The 16,117-nt window shown below is 71.4% G+C and carries 17 protein-coding genes; 16 read left to right on the top strand and 1 reads right to left on the bottom strand.

The window, feature by feature from the left end:
- The first annotated feature begins 24 nt into the window (after positions 1–24).
- The 13 genes from ABLE68_RS17675 to ABLE68_RS17735 all read left to right on the top strand — a co-directional run bounded on the left by ABLE68_RS17675 (position 25) and on the right by ABLE68_RS17735 (position 13,154).
- Complete coding sequence (locus tag ABLE68_RS17675) at positions 25–216, top strand: hypothetical protein (protein ID WP_348873148.1); 192 nt, start codon at positions 25–27, stop codon at positions 214–216.
- Complete coding sequence (locus tag ABLE68_RS17680) at positions 200–886, top strand: molybdopterin-dependent oxidoreductase (protein ID WP_348873149.1); 687 nt, start codon at positions 200–202, stop codon at positions 884–886. Before ABLE68_RS17675 ends, ABLE68_RS17680 begins: the two co-directional genes overlap by 17 nt.
- On the top strand, positions 879–1,484 hold the full coding sequence (locus ABLE68_RS17685) for a cytochrome b/b6 domain-containing protein (RefSeq protein ID WP_348873150.1): 606 nt from the start codon (positions 879–881) through the stop codon (positions 1,482–1,484). The genes ABLE68_RS17680 and ABLE68_RS17685 overlap by 8 nt, the downstream gene beginning before the upstream one ends.
- A gap of 448 nt (positions 1,485–1,932) precedes the next feature.
- Positions 1,933–2,490 (top strand): bifunctional pyr operon transcriptional regulator/uracil phosphoribosyltransferase PyrR, encoded by a 558-nt coding sequence (gene pyrR / locus ABLE68_RS17690; RefSeq protein WP_348873151.1) that lies wholly within the window; start codon positions 1,933–1,935, stop codon positions 2,488–2,490.
- Complete coding sequence (locus ABLE68_RS17695) at positions 2,487–3,443, top strand: aspartate carbamoyltransferase catalytic subunit (protein WP_348873152.1); 957 nt, start codon at positions 2,487–2,489, stop codon at positions 3,441–3,443. Before pyrR ends, ABLE68_RS17695 begins: the two co-directional genes overlap by 4 nt.
- 76 nt (positions 3,444–3,519) lie before the next feature.
- Positions 3,520–4,803, top strand: a complete 1,284-nt coding sequence (locus tag ABLE68_RS17700) for a dihydroorotase (RefSeq protein WP_348873153.1) — start codon at positions 3,520–3,522, stop codon at positions 4,801–4,803.
- Positions 4,800–5,969, top strand: coding sequence for a glutamine-hydrolyzing carbamoyl-phosphate synthase small subunit (gene carA, locus ABLE68_RS17705; RefSeq protein ID WP_348873154.1), 1,170 nt, complete (start codon positions 4,800–4,802; stop codon positions 5,967–5,969). Before ABLE68_RS17700 ends, carA begins: the two co-directional genes overlap by 4 nt.
- Positions 5,969–9,274, top strand: a complete 3,306-nt coding sequence (carB, locus tag ABLE68_RS17710) for a carbamoyl-phosphate synthase large subunit (RefSeq protein ID WP_348873155.1) — start codon at positions 5,969–5,971, stop codon at positions 9,272–9,274. Before carA ends, carB begins: the two co-directional genes overlap by 1 nt.
- On the top strand, positions 9,274–10,320 hold the full coding sequence (locus ABLE68_RS17715; protein WP_348873156.1) for a quinone-dependent dihydroorotate dehydrogenase: 1,047 nt from the start codon (positions 9,274–9,276) through the stop codon (positions 10,318–10,320). The genes carB and ABLE68_RS17715 overlap by 1 nt, the downstream gene beginning before the upstream one ends.
- Positions 10,317–11,120 (top strand): iron-sulfur cluster-binding protein, encoded by an 804-nt coding sequence (locus ABLE68_RS17720; RefSeq protein WP_348873157.1) that lies wholly within the window; start codon positions 10,317–10,319, stop codon positions 11,118–11,120. The genes ABLE68_RS17715 and ABLE68_RS17720 overlap by 4 nt, the downstream gene beginning before the upstream one ends.
- Complete coding sequence (locus tag ABLE68_RS17725) at positions 11,117–11,917, top strand: tRNA-dihydrouridine synthase (RefSeq protein WP_348873158.1); 801 nt, start codon at positions 11,117–11,119, stop codon at positions 11,915–11,917. The genes ABLE68_RS17720 and ABLE68_RS17725 overlap by 4 nt, the downstream gene beginning before the upstream one ends.
- Entirely contained in the window at positions 11,914–12,726 is an 813-nt protein-coding gene (gene pyrF, locus ABLE68_RS17730; RefSeq protein WP_348873159.1) for an orotidine-5'-phosphate decarboxylase, read from the top strand. Before ABLE68_RS17725 ends, pyrF begins: the two co-directional genes overlap by 4 nt.
- Positions 12,723–13,154 carry a hypothetical protein gene (locus ABLE68_RS17735; protein WP_348873160.1) on the top strand — a complete coding sequence of 144 codons (432 nt, stop codon included), beginning with the start codon at positions 12,723–12,725 and terminating at the stop codon, positions 13,152–13,154. Before pyrF ends, ABLE68_RS17735 begins: the two co-directional genes overlap by 4 nt.
- 12 nt (positions 13,155–13,166) lie before the next feature.
- Here ABLE68_RS17735 and ABLE68_RS17740 read toward each other — a convergent pair whose 3' ends face one another.
- Entirely contained in the window at positions 13,167–14,627 is a 1,461-nt protein-coding gene (locus ABLE68_RS17740) for a hypothetical protein (protein WP_348873161.1), read from the bottom strand.
- Positions 14,628–14,868: 241 nt separating this feature from the next.
- Here ABLE68_RS17740 and mihF point away from each other — a divergent pair, with 241 nt between their 5' ends.
- Genes mihF through rpoZ form a run of 3 tightly spaced genes read left to right on the top strand, consistent with a single transcriptional unit; the run spans position 14,869 to position 16,107 of the window.
- The gene (mihF, locus tag ABLE68_RS17745) at positions 14,869–15,189 is read left to right on the top strand and encodes an integration host factor, actinobacterial type (protein ID WP_348873162.1); all 321 of its coding nucleotides are present in this window, start codon (positions 14,869–14,871) and stop codon (positions 15,187–15,189) included.
- Positions 15,182–15,763, top strand: a complete 582-nt coding sequence (gene gmk / locus ABLE68_RS17750; RefSeq protein WP_348873163.1) for a guanylate kinase — start codon at positions 15,182–15,184, stop codon at positions 15,761–15,763. The genes mihF and gmk overlap by 8 nt, the downstream gene beginning before the upstream one ends.
- An 11-nt stretch (positions 15,764–15,774) precedes the next feature.
- Positions 15,775–16,107, top strand: a complete 333-nt coding sequence (gene rpoZ, locus ABLE68_RS17755) for a DNA-directed RNA polymerase subunit omega (RefSeq protein WP_348873164.1) — start codon at positions 15,775–15,777, stop codon at positions 16,105–16,107.
- Positions 16,108–16,117 lie beyond the last annotated feature (10 nt).

Consider the following 16,117-nt stretch of genomic DNA (forward strand, 5'->3'; position numbering starts at 1 on the left):
GGCACTGCGTGGTTGAGTGGAGGAATGGCAAAGCCGTTGTGGGTGGTGGCGGGTGTGGTGGTCGCGCTCGTGGGGCTGCTCTGGACCCTCCAGGGACTCGACGTCGTGAAGGGCAGCTCGATGAGCGGTACGACGACCTGGTCGATCATCGGACCGATCGTGCTGGTCGTCGGCGTGGTCGTCATGTCGGTCGGCTTCCGTGGGCGCCGACCCTGACGGCGTACCCGTCGGCCGACGGGTCGTCCTCGGGCTGATCGGGCTGGGTGCCGTCGGCGTGGTCGCCGGCGCCTCGGTGCAGGACGGGCTCAGCCGGCTTCTCGCCCCGATCACGATGAACGACCCCACCGGGCTCACCACGCTGGTCCCGCTCGGCAACACCTTCCGCTACTACTCGGTGACCGGCACGGTCGAGCCGCGCGACGCCACGACGTACGCCCTCAAGGTCTTCGGGCGGGTCGACCACCCGGTCACCTACTCGCTCGCGGACCTCCAGGCGCTGCCGCAGGTCCACATGACCTGGGACTTCCAGTGCGTCACCGGCTGGCACGTGCCTGACGTGCCGTGGACCGGCGTCCGGCTCTCCTCGATCCTGGACCTCGCCGGCCCGACGGCGGAGGCTGCTGCGGTCCGCTTCCGCTCCTTCGACGGCGTGTACGCCGAGAACATGACGCTCGACCAGGCGCGGGCCGACGACGTGATCGTCGCCCTGCAGATGTACGGCAAGCCGGTGACGCACGACCACGGCGGACCGGTGCGGATCTACTCCGCCTCCATGTACGGCTACAAGAGCACCAAGTGGCTGTCCGAGATCGAGCTCGTGCAGCGCAACCTCCCGGGCTACTGGGAGGACCGCGGCTATCCGCTGGACGGGATCATCGGTGAGTGAGCAGGTGTCGCTGCCGCGGTTCACCCCCGCCGAGCGGCTGATCCACCGCAGCGTGGCGGTCCTGATGGGCATCTGCCTGCTGACCGCGTTCGTGCTCTACAACGGCTCGATCATGCTGGCCGTCGGCCACCGGCACCTGGTCGAGACGATCCACGTCTGGAGCGGGCTCGCGCTGCCGGTGCCGATGGTGCTGGGCGCCCTGTCGGCGGCGTACCGCCTCGACGTACGGCGCCTCAACCGGGTCACCGGCGACGACTGGCGGTGGCTGCGGTCGCGGACCCGCCGCGACGGCACGATCCGGGTCGGGAAGTTCAACGCCGGGCAGAAGGTGAACGCGTGGCTGGTCGCCGGCTCGACCGCCGTGCTGCTCGGCACCGGCGCGATCATGTACTGGACCGGCTTGGTGCAGCTGTCCTGGCGCTCGGGCGCGACGTTCGTCCACGACTGGTCCGCCCTGGGCCTGGGCTTGCTGATCCTGGGTCACATCGCCTTCGCCGTACGCGACCCGGACGCGCGCCGCGGCATGCGCTCCGGCACCGTCTCGACCCGCTGGGCGCGCCAGGAGCACGCGGCGTGGGCCGACGAGCTCGAGGGTTGAGATCCGTCGTCCTCCCGATAGCGCCAGGGTGCGGCCTCCACCGGGGCCGTCAAGGGTCCGCTTCGCCGCTTCGAGCCCTTGACCTTGCCGCCTCCGGCCGAGATCGGCTGGCTATGGGGACGACCCCGACCTGTGGTCGGTCGCTTGCGGGTCGGCGGTGGGTGATCCACCGTTTCGCGGCACCGGAAGGGTGGATGGCGCACCGCTGGCCCGGATCGGCGACTGTCAAGGGCGCGAAGCGCCGCAGGGAACCCTTGACCGGCGCCGTACGGGTCAGACAATCAAGCGCCCGGAGGACGCCGACTCGAGTTCCGAGCGCGAGCCCCGTCCACCAGCCGAGAAACGCCGCTGCCGGTTCGCCGGGGCGGCCGCGACGGAGGTAGGGTCACTCCCGATCGACATCCTTTAACGAGCCGTCCCGTGAGGCGGAGAAGGAGGTCCGAGGCAGTTGCCTGCGCACCCTCAGCACGACCCCACCCGCGTCGTTCTCGACGCCGGTGACATCACCCGGGCGTTGACCCGCATCGCGCACGAGATCCTCGAGCGCAACAAGGGCGCCGACGATCTCGTCCTGCTCGGCATCCCGAGCCGTGGCGTCCCGCTCGCCGAGCGCATCGCCGAGCGGATCGCCTCCGTCGAGGGGTACGACGTGCCCGTCGGGTCGCTCGACGTGACGATGTACCGCGACGACCTGCGGCTGAAGCCGGCCAGGGCGCTCCTGCCCACCGACATCCCGGCAGGCGGCATCGACGGCAAGGTCGTGGTGCTCGTCGACGACGTCCTCTTCTCCGGCCGCACGATCCGCGCCGCGCTGGACGCCCTCAACGACATCGGGCGGCCCACCGCCGTCCGCCTCGCGGTCCTCGTCGACCGGGGCCACCGCGAGCTGCCGATCCGCGCCGACTTCGTCGGCAAGAACCTCCCGACCTCGCTCGTCGAGCGGGTCAAGGTGCGACTGGTGGGCGTCGACGACGTCGACGCCGTCACGATCGAGGGAGTGGCATGAAGCGACACCTGCTGAGCGCGGCCGATCTCAGCCGCGACGACGCCGAGCTGGTCCTCTCGACCGCGGCCGAGCTCCGCGAGCTGGCCGACCGCCCGATCAAGAAGCTGCCCGCGCTGCGCGGCCGCACCGTGGTCAACCTCTTCTTCGAGGACTCCACCCGCACCCGCATCTCCTTCGAGGCGGCTGCCAAGCGGCTCAGCGCCGACGTCATCAACTTCTCCGCGAAGGGCTCGAGCCTCTCCAAGGGCGAGAGCCTCAAGGACACCGCGCTGACGCTCGAGGCGATGGGCGCGGACGCGGTGGTCGTCCGCCACGGCGCCAGCGGCGCCCCGCACCGGCTCGCCCACTCCGGCTGGGTCCGCTCCAGCGTGGTCAACGCCGGCGACGGCACCCACGAGCACCCCACCCAGGCGCTGCTCGACGCGTTCACGATGTGGCGCCACCTCGGCGAGTCGAAGCCGGGCGGGCTCGAGGGCCGCAAGATCGCGATCGTCGGAGACGTGCTCCACAGCCGGGTCGCCCGGTCCAACGCCCTGCTGCTGCGCACGCTCGGCGCCGAGGTCACGCTGGTCGCGCCGCCGACCCTGCTGCCGGTCGGCATCGAGGGCTGGCCGGTCGAGACGTCGTACGACCTCGACAGCGTGCTGCCCAAGGCCGACGCCGTGATGATGCTGCGGGTCCAGCGCGAGCGGATGCACGGCGGGTTCTTCCCGACCGCGCGCGAGTACTCCCGCCGCTACGGCCTCGACGGCAAGCGGATGGCGAGCCTGCAGGACCACACCATCGTCATGCACCCCGGCCCGATGGTCCGCGGCATGGAGATCTCGGCCGACGTGGCCGACTCCTCCCGGTCTGTGATCGTCGAGCAGGTCACCAACGGCGTCGCCGTGCGGATGGCCGTCCTGTACCTGCTGCTCGGTGGGTCCGAGCCGGCTGTCGGAGGAGAAGAGTGAGCGAGCGAAGCGAGCTCACCAATCAACACAGCGCGCCATGTGCCTCATGCGCGCACGGAGCGAAGCGAGTACGTGCATGAGCATCTCGTACCTGATCAAGAACGTCGCCGTCCTGGGCGGTACGCCGACCGACCTGCTGCTGCAGGACGGCGTGATCGCCGACGCGGCGATCGCACCGGCCGACGCCGAGGTCATCGACGCCACCGGGCTGGTCGCGCTCCCCGGCCTGGTGGACCTCCACACCCACCTGCGCGAGCCGGGCCGCGAGGACGCCGAGACCGTCGAGACCGGCACCCAGGCCGCCGCGCTGGGCGGCTTCACCGCCGTGCACGCGATGGCCAACACCGAGCCCGTCGCCGACACCGCGGGTGTCGTCGAGCAGGTCTGGCGACTGGGTCGCGAGGCCGGCTACTGCGACGTCTACCCGGTCGGTGCGGTCACCGTCGGGCTGCGCGGCGAGGCGCTCGCCGAGCTCGGCGCGATGGCCGACTCGGCCGCCCGGGTCCGGGTCTTCTCCGACGACGGCAAGTGCGTGAGCGACGCGGTGCTGATGCGCCGGGCGCTGGAGTACGTCAAGGCGTTCGACGGCGTCGTCGCCCAGCACGCCCAGGAGCCGCGGCTCACCGAGGGCGCGCAGATGAACGAGGGTGAGCTCTCCGGTCGCCTCGGGCTGGCCGGCTGGCCGGCCGTCGCCGAGGAGGCGATCATCGCCCGCGACGTGCTGCTCGCCGAGCACGTCGGGTCGCGGCTACACGTCTGCCACGTCTCCACCGCCGGCTCGGTCGACATCGTGCGCTGGGCCAAGGCCAAGGGCGTCAACGTGACCGCCGAGGCCTGCCCCCACCACCTGCTGCTGACCGACGACCTGGCCGCGACGTACGACCCGATCTACAAGGTCAACCCGCCGCTGCGCTCGGCGACCGACGTCGCCGCGCTGCACGAGGGTCTCGCCGACGGCACCATCGACATCGTCGCCACCGACCACGCCCCGCACCCCCACGAGGACAAAGACTGCGAGTGGGCGGCCGCGGCCTTCGGCATGCTCGGCCTCGAGACCGCGCTCTCGATCGTGCAGCAGACGATGGTCGACACCGGCAGGCTCGACTGGGCCGGTGTCGCCGAGCGGATGTCCTACGCGCCCGCCCGGATCGGCCGGGTCACCGACCACGGCCGTCCGGTCGAGGTGGGTGAGCCCGCCAACGTGGTGCTCTACGACCCGGCAGCGCTGCGCACCATCGAGCCGAGCGAGTCCGCGAGCCTGAGCCGCAACACGCCGTACGCCGGCATGGAGCTGCCCGGCCGGGTGGTCGCGACGTTCCTGCGCGGCAAGGCCACCGTGCTCGACGGGAAGCTGGCATGACCGCCGCGATCCTGGTCCTGGAGGACGGCCGCACCTTCACCGGTCAGGCGTACGGCGCGGAGGGCGAGACCTTCGGGGAGGCGGTCTTCAACACCGGCATGACCGGCTATCAGGAGACGCTCACGGACCCGTCGTACCACCGCCAGGTCGTCGTGATGACGGCTCCGCACATCGGCAACACCGGCGTCAACGACGAGGACCCGGAGTCCTCGCGGATCTGGGTGGCGGGCTACGTCGTGCGCGACCCCGCGCGCCGGGTCTCCAGCTGGCGCTCGCAGCGCAGCCTCGACGACGAGCTGCGCGCCCAGGGCGTCGTCGGGATCTCCGGGATCGACACCCGCGCGCTGACCCGCCACCTGCGCGAGCGCGGCGCGATGCGGGTCGGGATCTCCTCGATCGAGACCGACGCCGGCGCGCTGCTCGAGCGGGTCCGTGCGTCGGGCGAGATGACCGGCGCCGAGCTCGCGTCCGAGGTGTCGACGGGGGAGACCTACGTCGTCCCGGCGATCGGTGAGAAGAAGTTCACGGTCGCGGCCCTCGACCTCGGCATCAAGACGATGACCCCCCACCGGATGGCCGAGCGCGGCATCGAGGTCCACGTCATCCCCGCCACCGCCACGCTCGAGGAGATCCAGGCGGTCTCCCCGGACGGCCTGTTCTTCTCCAACGGCCCCGGCGACCCGGCCGCGACGACCCACCAGGTCGAGGTGCTCCAGGGAGCGCTCGGTGCCGGGATCCCCTACTTCGGGATCTGCTTCGGCAACCAGCTCTTCGGCCGCGCGCTCGGCTTCGGCACCTACAAGCTGAAGTACGGCCACCGCGGCATCAACCAGCCGGTCATGGACCGCACCACCGGCAAGACCGAGGTGACCGCCCACAACCACGGCTTCGCGGTCGACGCGCCGCTCGAGGGCAGCACCACCACGCCGTACGGCGACGCGACGGTCAGCCACGTCTGCCTCAACGACGACGTGGTCGAGGGCCTCGAGCTGCGCCAGGACGGGAAGCTGACCGGCTTCTCCGTCCAGTACCACCCCGAGGCCGCCGCCGGCCCCCACGACGCGGCGTACCTCTTCGACCGCTTCGTGCAGCTCATGGAGTCTCGATACGCCGGTGGTTCGTCCCTCACCACCGGCCACTCGACCACCGAAAGCGAGGGAGTCTGATGCCCCGCCGCGAGGACATCAAGTCCGTGATGGTGATCGGCTCCGGGCCGATCATCATCGGCCAGGCCTGCGAGTTCGACTACTCCGGCACCCAGGCGTGCCGGGTGCTCAAGGCCGAGGGGATCCGGGTGATCCTGGTCAACTCCAACCCGGCCACGATCATGACCGACCCGGAGTTCGCCGACGCGACGTACGTCGAGCCGATCACGCCCGACTTCGTCGAGAAGGTGATCGCCAAGGAGCGCCCCGACGCGCTGCTGCCGACGCTGGGCGGACAGACCGCGCTCAACGCGGCGATCGCGCTGCACGAGAACGGCGTGCTCGAGAAGTACGGCGTGGAGATGATCGGCGCCAGCTTCGACGCGATCCACCGCGGCGAGAACCGCGAGCTCTTCAACGCCATCGTCGAGAAGGTCGGCGGCGAGACCGCCCGCAGCTTCGTCTGCCACTCGCTCGACGACTGCGAGAAGGCCGTCGCCGAGCTCGGCTACCCGGTCGTCGTCCGGCCGTCGTTCACGATGGGCGGCACCGGCTCCGGGATCGCCTACAGCGTGGACGACCTGGCCCGGATCGCCGGCGCCGGCCTGGCTGCCAGCCCGACCACCGAGGTGCTGATCGAGGAGTCGATCATCGGGTGGAAGGAGTACGAGCTGGAGGTGATGCGCGACAAGGCCGACAACGTCGTGATCATCTGCTCGATCGAGAACTTCGACCCGATGGGCGTCCACACCGGCGACTCGATCACCGTCGCGCCGGCGATGACGCTGACCGACCGCGAGTACCAACACCTTCGCGACCTGGCGATCGACATCATCCGCGAGGTCGGCGTCGACACCGGCGGCTGCAACATCCAGTACGCCGTCAACCCGGCCGACGGTCGCGTCATCGTGATCGAGATGAACCCCCGGGTGTCGCGCTCCAGCGCGCTCGCCTCCAAGGCGACCGGCTTCCCGATCGCGAAGATCGCGGCCAAGGTCGCGATCGGCTACACGCTCGACGAGATCCCCAACGACATCACCATGCGGGCCGACGGCTCGAGCACGCCGGCGGCGTTCGAGCCGACGCTCGACTACGTGGTCGTGAAGGTCCCGCGCTTCGCGTTCGAGAAGTTCCCGGGCGCCGACCCGAGGCTGACGACGCACATGAAGTCGGTCGGCGAGGCGATGGCGATCGGCCGCAACTTCACCGAGTCGCTGCAGAAGGCGCTGCGCTCGCTGGAGTCCAAGGACGCCGTCTTCGACTGGCACCAGGAGTGGGTCGAGCTCGACAAGGAGGCCCTGCTCGCCGAGATCGAGGTCCCGCACGACGGCCGGCTGAAGAAGGTCATGGACGCGATCCGGGCCGGTGCCACGGCCGAGGAGGTCTTCGACCACACCAAGATCGACCCGTGGTTCGTCGACCAGCTGATGCTGATCAACGAGATCGCCGCCGAGGTCACCGCCGCCCCGGAGCTCACGCCCGACGTGCTGCGCCTGGCCAAGCGGCACGGCTTCTCCGACGTGCAGATCGGCAAGATCCGCGGCATGTCGGCCGACGTCGTCCGCGGCGTGCGGCACGCGCTCGGGATCCGGCCCGTCTACAAGACGGTCGACACCTGCGCCGCCGAGTTCGCCGCTGCGACGCCCTACCACTACTCGTCGTACGACGAGGAGACCGAGGTGTCGCCGCGCGAGAAGCCGGCCGTGATCATCCTCGGCTCCGGGCCCAACCGGATCGGCCAGGGCATCGAGTTCGACTACTCCTGCGTCCACGCAGCCCTCACGCTGAGCGAGGCCGGTTACGAGACGATCATGGTCAACTGCAACCCGGAGACGGTCTCGACCGACTACGACACCTCCGACCGCCTCTACTTCGAGCCGCTGACGCTCGAGGACGTGCTCGAGATCGTGCACGCCGAGGAGCAGACCGGTCCGGTGCTGGGTGTCATCTGCCAGCTCGGCGGCCAGACCCCGCTGGGCCTCGCCCAGGGGCTCAAGGACAACGGCGTGACGATCCTCGGCACCTCGCCCGAGGCCATCCACCTGGCCGAGGAGCGCGGCGCCTTCGGGCGGGTGCTCGCCGACGCCGGGCTGCCCGCGCCGAAGTACGGCATGGCGACCAGCTTCCCCGACGCCCACCGGATCGCCGCCGAGATCGGCTACCCGGTCATGGTGCGACCGTCGTACGTCCTCGGTGGTCGCGGCATGGAGATCGTCTACGACGACACGTCGCTCGAGAGCTACATCGCCCGGTCGACCGAGATCGGTCCGGCCCACCCGGTGCTGGTCGACCGCTTCATCGACGACGCCGTCGAGATCGACGTCGACGCGCTGTACGACGGCGAGGACCTCTTCCTCGGCGGCGTCATGGAGCACATCGAGGAGGCCGGCATCCACTCCGGCGACTCGTCCTGCGCGCTCCCGCCGATCACCCTCGGCAAGGCCGAGATCGACCGGATCCGGACGGCGACCGAGTCGATCGCCCGCGGGGTCGGGGTCCGCGGCCTGCTCAACATCCAGTTCGCGCTCGGCTCCGACGTCCTCTACGTGCTGGAGGCCAACCCGCGCGCCAGCCGGACCGTGCCGTTCGTGTCCAAGGCGACCGCGACGCCGCTCGCCAAGGCCGCGGCCCGCGTGATGATGGGCGAGTCGATCGCGTCGCTGCGCGCCGCGGGGATGCTCCCGGCCGAGGGCGACGGCGGCACGCTGCCGGCCGACCAGCCGATCGCGGTCAAGGAGGCGGTGATGCCGTTCAACCGGTTCCGCACGCCCGACGGCAAGCAGGTCGACACCGTGCTCGGTCCGGAGATGAAGTCGACCGGCGAGGTGATGGGCCTCGACGCCGACTTCGGCTCGGCGTTCGCGAAGGCCCAGGCCGGCGCGTTCGGGCCGCTGCCCACCAGCGGCAAGGTCTTCGTGAGCATGGCCAACCGCGACAAGCGGCACATGATCTTCCCGATCAAGGTGCTCGCCGACCACGGCTTCGAGATCCTCGCGACCCAGGGCACCGCCGAGGTGCTGCGCCGCAACGGCGTGCAGACCACCGTGGTCCGCAAGCACTGGGAGGGCGAGGGGCCGAACGGCGAGAAGACCACCGTGCAGCTGATCCTGGCCGGCGAGATCCAGCTGGTGATCAACACGCCCAACGGCTCGGCCAGCGGCTCGTCGGCCCGGCTCGACGGCTACGAGATCCGCACCGCCGCCGTGATGGCCAACATCCCGTGCATCACCACGGTCCAGGGTCTCGGCGCGGCCGTGCAGGGCATCGAGGCCCTCGAGCGCGGCGACATCGGCGTCCGGTCGCTGCAGGACTGGGCACGCCGCTGATGTATCGGGCCCTCTTCGACCACGTCCTGACCCGGAGCGACCCCGAGAAGGCGCACCACACCGGCTTCCGCGCGATCCGGGCGGCCAAGCCGGTCCTGGCCCTGCGGCGTACGCCGGGGGAGCCGGTGCAGGCGCTGGGCCTGACCTTCCCCAACGCGCTCGGGCTGGCCGCGGGCTTCGACAAGAACGCCGTCGGCATCGACGCCCTCGGGGCGCTCGGCTTCGGTCACGTCGAGGTCGGCACGGTCACGGGGGAGGCGCAGCCGGGCAACCCGAAGCCGCGGCTCTTCCGGCTCACCGACGACCGGGCCGTGATCAACCGGATGGGCTTCAACAACGACGGCGCGGAGGTCGTGGCCGCCAGGTTGAAGGCCCGCGCGGAGTCTTTCGGTGGTCGAGTAGGCCGTCGTGAGGAACGAACGACGGACGTATCGAGACCCGGCCCGGTGCTCGGCATCAACATCGGCAAGAGCAAGGTGGTTCCGGAGGACGAGGCGGTCCGCGACTACGAGAAGTCCGCGCGCCTGCTCACGCCGTACGCCGACTACCTGGTCGTCAACGTCAGCTCGCCCAACACGCCCGGCCTGCGCAACCTCCAGGCCGTCGAGAAGCTCGAGCCCATCCTGACCGCGGTGCAGACGATCGCCGACGGCCTGCCGCTGCTGGTGAAGATCGCCCCGGACCTGTCCGACGACGACGTGCTCGCGGTCGCCGACCTCGCCCTCGCGATCGGGCTCGACGGGATCATCGCCACCAACACGACCATCTCGCGCGACGGCCTGCGCACACCCGCCGCGAAGGTCGAGGAGATCGGTGCGGGCGGCCTCTCCGGCCGGCCCCTCACGGCACGCTCGCTCGACGTGCTGCGCCTGCTCCGCGACCGGGTCGGCCCCGAGCTCACCCTGATCGGCGTCGGCGGGATCACCACGGTCGAGGACGCGCAGGCGCGGCTCGACGCCGGCGCGACCCTCCTGCAGGGCTACACCGCGTTCATCTACGAGGGCCCGCTGTGGCCGCGACGCATCGCGGGAGGCGTCCGGGCATGACGGTGCACGTCACGGGGGAGGTGCTCGACGCCAAGCGGGTCGGTGCCTACCTCCACCTGACGTTGGTCGCCCCCGGGGTGCCCGAGCGGTTCCGCCCCGGCACGTTCGTCAGCGTCACCCTGGGCGACTCGGCGCACCTCGCCCGCCGCTCGTACTGGATCCACCGGATCCGCACCGTCGGTGGGTACGGCGCCGCGGTCCAGCTCGTCGTCGAGCCCTCCGGTGCCGGCGGCACCTGGCTGGCCTCGCTCAAGCCGGGCGCGAAGCTGACCCTCACCGGACCGCTCGGTCGACCCTTCGCGCTCCCGAAGGAGCCGGTGAGCTGCCTGCTCGTCGGCGAGGACTGGTCGGCGGCGCCGCTCTTCCCCCTGGCCGAGCGGCTCCGCGAGCGCGGCTGCTCGGTCACCCTGCTGGTCGCCGGCCGCGACGAGGCGCACCTGCTCTCCGCGCTCGAGGCGCGCCGCTCCGCACGCGCGGTCACGGTCGTCACCGCCGACGGCTCGGTCGGCCAGCGCGGTCGGGTCGCCGACGTGGTCAAGGAGGCGCTGGCCCGCTCCGAGGCCGAGGTCGTCTACGCCGCCGGACCCCACGACACCCTCCACGCCGTCGCCCAGGCCGCCGAGGAGCACGGCGCCTGGAGCCAGACCGCGGTCGAGGTCGCCCACCCGTGCGCGACCGGGCTGTGCCACGGCTGCCCGGTGCCGGTGGTCGGCGAGGACGGTGTGGCGCGCGTCGTACGCGGCTGCACCGAAGGTCCCGTCCTCCGTGGCGACCGGGTCCGGTGGGGTGAGCTGACGTGACCGATCTCGCCGGACTCACCCTCGCCAGCCCGGTGCTGGTCGCCTCGGGCTGCGGCGGCACCGGCCGCGAGCTCGAGCCGTACGTCGACCTCGCCGCGCTCGGCGGCTTCGTGACCCGCTCGATCTCCCTCGACGCCCGCGACGGCGCCGACGCCCCCCGCGTCGTCGAGACACCGTCCGGTCTCCTGCACGCCGAGGGACCCAACCCCGGCCTCGAGCACTTCCTCGCCACCGAGCTGCCCTGGCTGGTCCGCTCCGGCACCCGTGTCGTCGTGTCGATCGCCGCCCGCAGCCTGGGGGAGTACGCCGAGCTCGCGCGCCGCCTCGGCCGCGCGCCGGGTCTGTCCGCGATCGAGGTGGCCGTCGCCGGTGAGCCGTTCCAGGCCGCCAGCGTGGTCGCCGCCGTCCAGCGTGACCTTCCGCGCGGTCTGCCCGTCCTCGCGAAGCTCCGCCCCGACCTGCTCCGCGTCGTCGAGACCGCCCGCGCGGTCGTCGACGCCGGGGCCGCGGCGGTCGTGGTCGGCGACTCCCAGCCCGGCGCGCTGCCCGACGGGCGACCCGCCGGACTCTCCGGGCCGGCCGTCCGCCCGATCGCGCTGCGCTGCGTCGTCGAGGTCCACGCCGCCCTGCCCGACGTCCAGGTCGTCGGAGGTGGCGGCATCGTCACCGTGGCCGACGCCCGGACCTTCCTCGACGCGGGCGCCGTCGCGATCCAGGTCGGCACGGCGCTGCTCCACGACCCCACCACCGCTGCGAGACTGGCAGCGGACCTGACCCGAGAGGACGTCCCGCAGTGACCTTCGGAGCCCGCCTGCACGCCGCGATCGCCGATCGCGGCCCGTTCTGCGTCGGCATCGACCCGCACGCCGGTCTGCTCCACGAGTGGGGGCTCGACGACGACGTGGCCGGGCTCGAGCGCTTCGCGCTCACCACGGTCGAGGCCGTCGCCGCGCACGTCTCCGTGGTGAAGCCCCAGTCGGCGTTCTACGAGCGCTTCGGCAGCCGTGGCGTCGCGGTCCTCGAGCGCGTGATCGCCGACTCCCGGGCCGCCGGCGCGCTGGTGCTGCTCGACGTGAAGCGCGGCGACATCGGTTCCACGAGCCAGGCCTACGCCGACGCCTACCTCGACCCGTCCTCGCCGCTCGCGTCCGACGCGATCACGGTCAGCCCGTTCCTCGGCTTCGGGTCGCTCGATCCGATCTTCGACACCGCTCGCAAGCACGACGGCGGTGTCTTCGTGCTGGCGCTCACCTCCAACAAGGAGGGCCCCGAGGTCCAGCACGCGACGGTCGACGGCGGCGGCACCGTCGCCGGGCTGATGCTCGACCACCTCCGCCGGCTCAACGCCGACGCCGAGCCGCTCGGCTCTTTCGGTGCGGTCATCGGGGCGACCATCGGCGATGCCACGGAGGACTTCGCCTTCAACGGTCCGGTCCTCGCGCCCGGGTTCGGTGCCCAGGGCGGCACGCTGGCCGACGTACGCCGCCTCTTCGGCGCGGCCGCCGCCGTGCTGCCGAGCTCGTCGCGCGAGGTGCTCCGGCTCGGGCCAGACCAGGACGCGATGCGTGACCTGGTCCTGCGGACGAACGACGAGCTGCGCGCGTGAGACGCGTCGCGGTCCTCGGGCTGCTCCTCCCGCTGCTCGTCGGCTGCGGTGACTCGAAGGACGACTACTGCGACGCGGTCGCCGACAACCAGCAGCACCTGAGCGAGGTCGTGGGCTCCGGCGAGCCCGACGCGCTGCTCGACGCGCTGGACATCTTCGAGGAGCTCCAGGACAAGGCCCCCGGTGACATCACCGACGAGTGGCAGCAGGTCGTCAGCCGGATCGAGGCGCTGCGCGACGCTCTCGACGACGCCGGGGTCGACCCGGCGACGTACGACCGCGACAAGCCGCCCGCCGGAGTCACCGCGGAGCAGAAGGCGACCATCGACGCCGCCGCCAAGGAGCTCGGCAGCGGGACGACCTTGCGGGCCTTCCAGGACCTCGACCAGCAGGCCCGCGACGTCTGCAAGACGCCCCTGACCCTCTGAGCGCCGCGGTGCTCAGCCGGCGAGCCGCACCGTGCGGCGCGCGGAGACCGGATCGCCGTTGAGCCGGAAGGCGGTCACGCCCAGCGAGATCGAGCTGCCCGACATGCGGGGCGGGCAGGTGAAGTCCGCCACCGGGCCGTGGACCCTCTTCCGACAGCCGGGAGCGGCCGCCCACCGCCAGAAGACGTGGTCGTCGCCGCCGAATGCCTGCACCGTGAACGGCTGCCCGGCCACCGGCTGCCCGGCGACCTCGACGCTCACCGGCGCGGTTCTCAGGACCACGCGGCCCGACCCGTAGCCGACCCGCCCACCTGTTCCCAGGGCCTGGACGGTGATCGACGCCGTGCTGCCCTCCTTCTGGAGACACGAGTACGTCGCGCTCCCACCGACCCGCGACACGTCGGACGACGTCACGAGGCGGCACGAGCCGGCGACGTTCGGGAAGCTCCAGCCGGTCACCGACTCGTCGGCGACGGCCCGGACGGTGACGGTCTGACCCTGCCGGGTGCGGGAACCGGTCGCGGCCGCCGGCGCCGCTGTCACCCGGACCGCGGGTGGCGCCGGGAGCGCTGGGACGGTGTCGAGGAACGGAGAGCGGGCGATGTTGCGGGAGGAGTCCAGGTAGGAACCGGGCGCCGGGTCCGTGGAGAAGTAGTCGTCGTTGCCGCAGTCGAACCAGTTCCGCTGCCACGACGGGCAGGTGCGCACCACCGGGTCGTCGTCGCCCTGCTCGCCGTTGCACATCAGGTCCGCCGCTTCGTTGCAGTGGCCCCACCCCGAGTAGTGCGGCGCGTCGCCGGCAACCGCACCTAGACCGTGGCCCAGCTCGTGCGCGGCGATCGCGGTGCCGGTCAGGGGCCAGCAGGGCGCGTCCACGCGAGAGATCGAGCCGGGCACGTTGCCGTCCGACAGCCCGCAGTTCCTCGTCGACTCGGTGAAGGCGAGGTACTTGCGGTCGCTCCGGTCGTAGCCGAGCGCGCGCAGCTCCGTCTGCATGACGTCCCAGCCGTCCTTGATCGCGGCCGGTGACACGGTGACGTCGTCGATGACCGGGACGCAGCGGGCGCCGTGGACCCAGCGGACCCGTAGCCCGCCTCCGGTCTTGGCCGCCGAGGCTGCGAAGACGTCGTCGACGGTGCGGACCTCGTCGAGGATCTGGTCGCGCTTCCGGCCGAGTCCGGGCGGCGCTGCGGACGAGTGCACGTAGAGCACCTGCACCCGGTCGCCGTCCGTACCGTCGCCGGTGCACGACGGCTTGACGTGCTGGGTCAGGCCGGCCACCCGTTGGGTCGGCACCTGACGCATGAGGAGCCGCTGGGGAAGCACGCGTTGCGTCGTGGCCGGCAGCGGAGCGCCGAAGGGCGCTGCACTCGCACCCGCCGGGTCAGCGGGGACTGGGATGTCGGCGACGGACGCCGTCGGTGCCGACAGGGCGGCGACCACTGCGGCGGCCACCAGTGCCGTGCGCATCATGGGTTGGCTCCCATCCATGGAAGGTTGGCCCGGGTGCTCCGGGCCGGTCGCCAGTCCGTTGGCGACCCGTTGATGCGCTCATCGGCCGAACATCGGCGGACCTTCGCCGAACGCGTGTCGAAGTGAGGTGGGATTGCTCACCGCGTGCCGACCCGGGCAGCGGTCCGATTGCTGGCCCGGTCGGGTTCTGACTAGATTGACCCGACACCAGCACCGACCCTCGATAGAAGGACCCGCGCACGTGGCCCTGCCCCCGCTCACTCCCGAACAGCGCCAGGCGGCGCTCGACAAGGCCGCCGCCTCCCGACGGGAGCGAGCCGAGGTGAAGAACCGCCTCAAGAACTCCGGGGCGTCGATCTCCGACGTCCTCCACGAGGGTCAGCGCAACGAGGTCATCGGCAAGATGCGGGTCGTCGACCTGCTGCAGTCGATGCCGGGCCTGGGCAAAGTCCGCGCACGCCAGCTGATGGAGAAGCTCGGCATCGCCGAGAGCCGTCGGGTCCGAGGTCTGGGTGCCAAGCAGGTCGCGGCGCTCGAGAAGGAGTTCGCGGCGCGTGACTGACGCCAGCGGCCGCTCGCGTCTCGTCGTTCTCGCGGGACCGACCGCCGTCGGCAAGGGCACCGTCGCGGCCGACGTACGCTCCCGGCACCCGGAGGTGTGGATCTCCGTGTCCGCGACGACGCGCAAGCCACGTCCGGGCGAGGAGAACGGCGTCCACTACTGGTTCGTCTCCGACGAGGAGTTCGACAAGATGATCGCCGAGGACGACCTGCTCGAGTGGGCGGTGGTCCACAAGTCCGCCCGCTACGGCACGCCGCGGCAGCCGGTCGACCTCGCGCTGGCCTCGGGCCGGCCCGCGATGCTGGAGATCGACCTGCAGGGCGCGCGCCAGGTCCGCGAGACCATGTCCGACGCGCTCTTCGTCTTCCTGAAGCCGCCGTCGTGGGACGAGCTGGTCCGCCGGCTGGTCGGTCGGGGGACCGAGTCGGAGGAGGAACGCGAGCGTCGGCTCGTCACCGCTCGCGAGGAGCTGGCGGCCGAGGAGGAGTTCGACGTGACGATCGTCAACCACGAAGTTCACGATGCAGCCGAGCAGTTGGTAGCCTTGATGGTGCAATCCCCAACAGATCTGTGAGGCATCCAAGCGTGTCTGCTCCCAACATCGCCGCCGAGGGCGTCACCAACCCCTCGATCGACGACCTGCTCACCAAGACCGACAGCAAGTACGAGCTGGTCCTCTACAGCGCCAAGCGCGCGCGGCAGATCAACGCCTACTACTCCCAGCTCGGCGAGGGCCTGCTCGAGTACGTCGGCCCGCTGGTCGACACTCACGTCCAGGAGAAGCCCCTCTCGATCGCGCTGCGCGAGATCAACGAGGACCTCCTGACCTGTGAGGACATCGACCCGGCCGAGCTCGCCGCCGAGGAGGCCGCTGCCAAGGCCGCTGCCGCCGACGCGGGCTTCTCGTCGAACGAGTGATGCTCGAGTC

This window comes from Nocardioides pollutisoli (assembly GCF_040045055.1).
In the GTDB taxonomy this organism is placed as follows: domain Bacteria; phylum Actinomycetota; class Actinomycetes; order Propionibacteriales; family Nocardioidaceae; genus Nocardioides; species Nocardioides tweenelious.

Coding starts and splice junctions, on each gene's coding strand:
- ABLE68_RS17695 (WP_348873152.1), top strand. CDS start 2,487: ATGAAGCGACACCTGCTGAGCGCGGCCGATCTCAGCCGCGACGACGCC.
- ABLE68_RS17740 (WP_348873161.1), bottom strand. CDS start 14,627: ATGATGCGCACGGCACTGGTGGCCGCCGCAGTGGTCGCCGCCCTGTCG.
- ABLE68_RS17675 (WP_348873148.1), top strand. CDS start 25: ATGGCAAAGCCGTTGTGGGTGGTGGCGGGTGTGGTGGTCGCGCTCGTG.
- carB (WP_348873155.1), top strand. CDS start 5,969: ATGCCCCGCCGCGAGGACATCAAGTCCGTGATGGTGATCGGCTCCGGG.
- carA (WP_348873154.1), top strand. CDS start 4,800: ATGACCGCCGCGATCCTGGTCCTGGAGGACGGCCGCACCTTCACCGGT.
- ABLE68_RS17715 (WP_348873156.1), top strand. CDS start 9,274: ATGTATCGGGCCCTCTTCGACCACGTCCTGACCCGGAGCGACCCCGAG.
- ABLE68_RS17720 (WP_348873157.1), top strand. CDS start 10,317: ATGACGGTGCACGTCACGGGGGAGGTGCTCGACGCCAAGCGGGTCGGT.
- ABLE68_RS17700 (WP_348873153.1), top strand. CDS start 3,520: ATGAGCATCTCGTACCTGATCAAGAACGTCGCCGTCCTGGGCGGTACG.